Origin of the sequence: Neptunomonas antarctica, assembly GCF_001305295.1 — a bacterium.
GTDB classification, from domain to species: domain Bacteria; phylum Pseudomonadota; class Gammaproteobacteria; order Pseudomonadales; family Balneatricaceae; genus Neptunomonas; species Neptunomonas antarctica.
Genome location: NZ_LJSI01000041.1, coordinates 1 through 6451, shown reverse-complemented (window position 1 = coordinate 6451; position 6451 = coordinate 1). Strand labels below are relative to the sequence as shown.

Sequence of the window (6451 nt, the reverse complement as noted above, 5' to 3'; positions counted from 1 at the left end):
GCATTACCGTTTCCAGCCTGAACAACAGTGGTACGCTGCAATCCAATGCAAGCATGAATCTGACGATTGGTAACGGGCTTACCAACTCAGGGACCTTACTGGCGAAAACCAGCCTGAGCAGCAATTCGGGTAGCCTCACCAACTCAGGCACATTGCAAGCCAATCAGGGGAGTACGATTGGTACCGGTGCACTATCTAATACCGGGAAAATTATTGCATCGGACTCATCCAGTGCCGGAGCGACGCTTAATGTTGCCACGTTAAGCAACACGGGCGCTGGGGTTATCCAGTCCGCTCAGAATCTGGCCATTAATGTATCTGGTGGAACGCTGACTAACGCCAAGACCATCATCGCCGCGCGTGATCTGACGCTCACCTCGACCGGTGCCGGCATGACGCTGACCAATCAGAGCGGCGGCTTTATTCAGTCGGGAACCACTAGTGGTGATACGCTCACTATCGGCGGCACGGCGGTGATACTGAACAACAACACGGGCGGAAAGTTGTTGGGTAACCAGTTGGTGATCGCTACAAGTAGCGTCACCAACGCTGGCACTATTCAGGGCGGCACAGCAGCAAGCACTATTACCGCGAGCGGAACTGTCACCAACTCAGGCACGCTGAATCTGTCCAGCACTGGCGCAGGCAGCGGTACGATTAATGCAAATACGATCAACAATAGTGGCACGCTTCAGTCATTAGGTGCAGCCGCGCTCAATGTAGCGACCACACTAAGCAACACTAGTCAGCTTCTGAGCTCAGGTAACATGACGGTGCGGGGGACTGATGGATACTATATCGTTAGCAATTCTGGTCGAATGCAATCAAGTGGATTGATGGATGTTAAGGGTCAGGGTAATGGACGGGGCGTTGACATTACCCTGAATGGCTCAGGTGCCATGGTGGGCCAGAGCATGGATATCAATGCGGGGACTCTGTCCGTCAACAACACCGGTTCCGTGAGCAGCACCGGGGCAATGACGTTGGGTCTTAATAGTCTGAATGTGACATCGGGGGCATCAAAAATATTGGGTAACACGGCTCAGGGCGCAGCCACAACCATTGCCATCACCAACGGATTCACTAACTACGGTGTCGTTCACTCAGGTGGCAACTTAAATCTTAGCGCAGCCGGCATAACCAATGCCGCTGGCGCCGGAATATCGTCGCTGGCTACACTGGATATACGGGCGACCGGTGGCAACCTGAGCAATAGCGCCAGCTTCTATGCTGGCAGCCGACTGGTCGCTAACGCGACGGGCACCTTTACCAATACAACGGCTGGCACAATCGACAGTGATGGGACTATGAGCTTTACCGCTCCGAGATTTGTCAATAATGGCGCCATAACGGCCGTCTCTGATATCTCGTTGAACACCACCACAAGTTTCAAAAATGAGTACAGCGGCGGACTGCCTTCGGTTAGCCTGGATTGGGCAAACGCGACTTATTCGTCAGTCACTAAAATACATGAACATGAAGAGTCTTCGTGTACCGATTGCAACTGGATTAAGACCTATGAAGACACGATCACGGTTAGTGAGAAGTTAAACTCACCTTTGCCACCGACTAAGCCACAAATCCTGTCCGGTAGAAACATGACCATCAATTATGGGGCGGGTACTGCGTCGAATACCGTAGGGCTTCTGTCTGCAGTCAATAACATCACAGTAACGGGAACGGGTTCCTTTACGAATGAGTCATTTGACCTCGATACTTACCAATATAAACGTCACTGGTTCGACTTTTTAGGCGATTGCTTCACTTGTTCCAGCTCGGTCCATTCGTACCGCTATGCCTACAATGATGCCACGTTTGCTGCCGATCCTCATTTCAGTGGTACAGATAGCGATTTGACTTATGGCTCTGCTGGGGCTTGGGCAAAACCATCGACACATACGGCGGCCGGCGCACAAAGTCAGGCATACAAGAAAAATTTTGGGGTTTCATCGACGGCTTTAAACTCAAGCGCAGGACTGTTTGCGGGCGGCACAATTTTGATCAATGGCGGAGCACTGGCAACAAGGGGGTCAACGACCGCCCAGGATCCAGGCTTTTCGACACCCGGCTCGACAGGCAATTCCAGTGTTGGTGGCCCAGCAAACGGAACCACGTCTAGTTCAAGTGGAGTAACTGAAGCAACGACCGCCAGCGGCGCTGCTGCGATCAGTTTCGGTGGTTTGGTGATTGCATTGCCAACCAATCCTAATGGCTATTTCGTGATCAGCCAAAATTCGGGCTCCGGGTTTCTGATCGAAACAAATCCACTTTTCGCTGTTGGATCCAATTTTGTTGGCTCCGACTATATGGCGCAGCGATATGGATATAATCCTGACTTGGTTATTAAACGCTTAGGTGATTCCAATTATGAGGCGTACCTGATTCGACAGCAGCTGATCAGCCAGACCGGCAACAACATCATCAATGGCTACGGTAATGAAGCCGATCAGATGAAACGGTTGATGGATCAGGCAGTCACTGAGGGGAAAAGCGCTGGTTTCATCTTTGGTAAGGCATTAACAACTGACCAAATTGCGAATCTCGAAGGTGATGTTGTGTGGATGGTCGAAACCACAGTAGCAGGACAGAAAGTACTGGCCCCAGTCGTTTATCTTTCTACAGCAACACGAAACGCGATTGTCACTGGTGCTGTGATTGCTGGCAGTAATGTGATTATGGATGTGGACTCCGTAACTAACACGGGCGGAACCATCAGTGGCTCCAATTCGTTGGCGATTACTTCGAAAGGTGATGTAACGAACACCAGCGGTACGATTACGGGCGGCAATGTGGCCGTTACATCGACCGAAGGAAGCATCACGAACCAGACCAGCGCCGAGGGCTTTGGAGACGACAGTGTCTACGTCACCCGGATTGGCAAGCAAGGGGGTATTACCGCAACCGGCGACCTGGCCTTGGATGCCGAAAAAGACATTGTTGTGCTTGGTGCTCAAGTCAAGGCGGGAGGTGATGCGTCGTTGGTAGCGGGTGACAATGTCACCTTCGACACCATTGTTGACAAAACGACGACCTCAACAGCGTCGTCGACTGACTCCGGATTCAGAAAATCGATAACTAACAACACAACGACCACCGAGACTAATATAGGCTCTACGCTGGAGTCAGGTGGTAATCTCAAAATTACGAGCGGCGGTGACACGACTATTGCTGGTAGCGATGCCAGTGTGGGTGGTGATCTGAGTGTTGATGCGGGCGGTGATTTTAACATCTTAGCGCGTCAGGATAAGGTCACCAGCAAGACGGTGACTGAAACCTCTGGTTTGGGTGTGGGTGGCGGCGTTGCCGGTACCGAAAAAACCACCACTGATGATTTCAAAGGTACAAATTCTGGCTCGACATTAACAGTCGGCGGCAGCGCTACCGTCAAGGCTGATAAATCCATGACGGTGCAGGGCTCAGATGTCACGATCGCCGGGGACGCGGATATCAATGCCAAAGAAGGCATTAATATTCTTGATGGTTTAGATGAGACGCGTACCAACACCGTGACAGAAACAACGACCTATCTGAAAATTGATAGTGAAGGTGAGTCTGATTCTTCTTCTGATTCAAGCAGTGGCTCGGAGAGCGGCCTGGGGCGTGCGAATGCGACAGCGAGCGCCGAAGCCAATGCTGAAGCTTCTGGTACATCGGATATCAAGTTTGCAGAAACGACTACAACCTCTACTCAGGCAGGTTCTAACACGAGCGTGTCTTCCAACTTTAAAGTCGGCGGTAATCTAAAGGCTACAACCGAAGGTACGCTGAAGGTACAAGGCTCTAATGTTGAGTCGGGTGGCGATATGGAGCTGGATGCTAAAAACGTAGAAGTACTGACAGGGCGCAATGAAGAGTGGACTAATACTCAAACCGTGCGTACCTCAGTCGGTATTTATAACGAAGGTGAAGCTAACGCTGAAGCCGGTGCGGACGCACAGGCTAAAGCAGGGACGGCGGGTACAGACGCAAGCGCTAGTGCGAACGCCTCTGCTGAAGCAAGTGGTACCACGACTATCGGTGCCAGAACTGAGAACGAAGAGACGACTGACTACTCGCTTACCAATTCAAGCTCCACGTTGAAGTCTGGCGGCAGTATGTCGATCAAGGCAAAAGAGGCGGCTGTATTTGTAGGTGCTGAAGTCGAATCCGGTGGCGACATGAATATCGAAGCCACTGATATCCTCAACATGGCGGCACAAGATATCACGCTGAAAACATCGTCTAAAAAGACAGATACCGCGGGACTTTATATTGATGCGAAAGTGAGTGCTGAAGCCGGTGCTGAGGCGGATGCAGGAAAAATTAATGTCGGAGGCGATCCCGCCAATGGAGAGGCTGGCGGTGAGGTTGGAGCGGATGTAAGTGCTGGTGTGCGTTACAAGACTGAACAGGAATCCAGCGCTGAAGGTTCTGTGACTCAGGTCACATCGGGCTTCAAGTCGGGTGGGAACTTCACCCGTAAGGCAACTAATGAGATTGTTGACCAAGGAACACAGATCGAGGCGGGTGGTGATATCAATCAGTCGGCTCGCGCCATTACAGAAATTGAGGCTAATGATTCAACCTTCTCCAGTAAAGATTCATCCAGCCACGATATGAAGCTTGGCGTTGGTGCTAGTGCCTCTGCTGAAGCGGGTGGTAATGCCAAAGGTGAAGCCGAATCAGATGCAGGTGCAGGCGCAGGCTTACGTGCTAAGTACGAAGGCAGTATTGATAGCGAAAGTGAAAGCACGACAACCGCCGTCACGACTAAATATAAGTCAGGTGGCAGTATTAATTCCAAGTCGGAAGAAAAAACTACGTTAATAGGCACGCAGTTTGAGTCGGGCGGTGATATCAATATCGAAGCAGGTTCCCTGGAGTACAAGGCGGCTAAGGACACGACTAGCATGTCTTCTGATGCTAATAAAATTGATGCAGAGCTCAAAGTCGATGTGGTGGGTAAAGCGGGTGCTAGCCTGGAAGCTTCATATGGTAATGAAGGAGAAAGTGGCAGTACCAGTACGGCGCGGACCGGAGGCATTAATGCCGGTGGAAACCTCACTATTAAGACCACGGGTGATGCCAGTTTTGAAGGAACCCAAATAGAGGCGGGTGGAGCGGCGGATATTGATGCTGGCGGTAGTGTCGACTTTAAAGCCGCGCGTGATACCTCAGAAAGCAGCAAGTCTACGATTGATGCCAGTGTGGAATTAAGTTCGAGCAAAGGCAGTAAAGGCGCGGCAGCAAGCGGCGGATATACGCAAGAAGACAGCGCTAGCAGCACAGCCCAGACCGGTAGCATCAAGGCGGGTAGCGGCGGCATTAGCATCACGGCTGGCAAGGATGCAAGCTTTGAAGGAACCGCGTTGAAATCAGAAGGCGATACGTCCATTGACGCCGCAGGAAACGTTAACCTTAAAGCTGCTAAGAATACTGAGACGACTACCTCCTTTGGTGTAGAGGCCAGTATTGGAGCAGAGAAGGGCGACGAAGGAACCACCAAAGAAGGCTCTATCGGTGGTAGTGCTGCTTATGCCAATAAAGTGGACTCTGATGCAACATCCATTGAATCCGGTGGTAAAGTGAGCATCAAGGGTAATAATGTTGTTAATCAGGAAGCTAACATTAAGGCCAAAGAAGGAACGCAGATTATAGGAAATGAGGTCAAGATCAAGGCTGAAAAATCGGATATTTCTGTGGGAATTGAAGCTTCGGTTTCTGGTGAAAGTGAACCAGAAAAGAAAACAGGAGAATAATAGGTACCTTCAGTTCAGTCACTGATAAGCACTGTGTAGTCACAGTCGTTTGTTGATGGTTTCTATCGGGAGATCAAATAATGATCTCCCGATAGAGTTTTAATGTCTGCTTTGTGATTTTTTTAGCCCTTCCTAACAGTTTCTTTTACATAAAGAGCCTAGAATAAAAGCCATGAATTAACCGTGCATGGTTGGATCTACAGTATTGAAGACGGCATTATCAAAGAGCTAAATGTTGATATTAGCGGCCTGGATGATATCCCGGCAATTTACTGTATGAACATGTGAATAGCTGTATCAAACCAGCCCAACCCAACCCAACGGCAACCGATTCGCGAATTAGCGACTAAGCCAGCATCACCGCAAGACACCACACCACACTCTATGATGAGACTCCAATCATTCATTAACTGATTCGTCTCTTATTCGCGTGTCCGGTGTATTCAATCAGAACATCCCGCTTAAAAATCCGCATTAAATTAAAACAGAGAGTGTGCTGCTATCGCGTAATGGTCTATATGGGATTTTCTCTAAATACATAACGTTTGTATAAATAATTACTTAATGTAAACTTAATGTAAATATAATATGAACTCAAATTTTACTCAAAATATACAATTTTGATAACAAAACTGGCTTTTTTTGGGATCGGTGTGTGGATTTGAGTTCGCATTGATAATGCAAATTTATAAATAAATATGCAGCTAATTAGA

General features: G+C 49.4%; 2 protein-coding genes. One reads left to right on the top strand and one right to left on the bottom strand.

Annotated features, from left to right (window positions below):
• The first annotated feature begins 53 nt into the window (after window positions 1-53).
• Complete coding sequence (locus tag Nant_RS10000; RefSeq protein WP_238377114.1) at window positions 54-5738, top strand: beta strand repeat-containing protein; 5685 nt, start codon at window positions 54-56, stop codon at window positions 5736-5738.
• Window positions 5739-6007: 269 nt separating this feature from the next.
• On the opposite strand, the gene Nant_RS21290 is transcribed toward Nant_RS10000, so the two are convergent.
• The gene (locus Nant_RS21290) at window positions 6008-6145 is read right to left on the bottom strand and encodes a hypothetical protein (protein ID WP_156298827.1); all 138 of its coding nucleotides are present in this window, start codon (window positions 6143-6145) and stop codon (window positions 6008-6010) included.
• Between the last annotated feature and the right edge of the window lie 306 nt (window positions 6146-6451).

Excerpts from the sequence above, each read along its gene's own strand:
- Nant_RS10000 (WP_238377114.1), top strand. The coding sequence starts at position 54 with ATGAATCTGACGATTGGTAACGGGCTTACCAACTCAGGGACCTTACTG.
- Nant_RS21290 (WP_156298827.1), bottom strand. The coding sequence starts at position 6,145 with ATGAATGATTGGAGTCTCATCATAGAGTGTGGTGTGGTGTCTTGCGGT.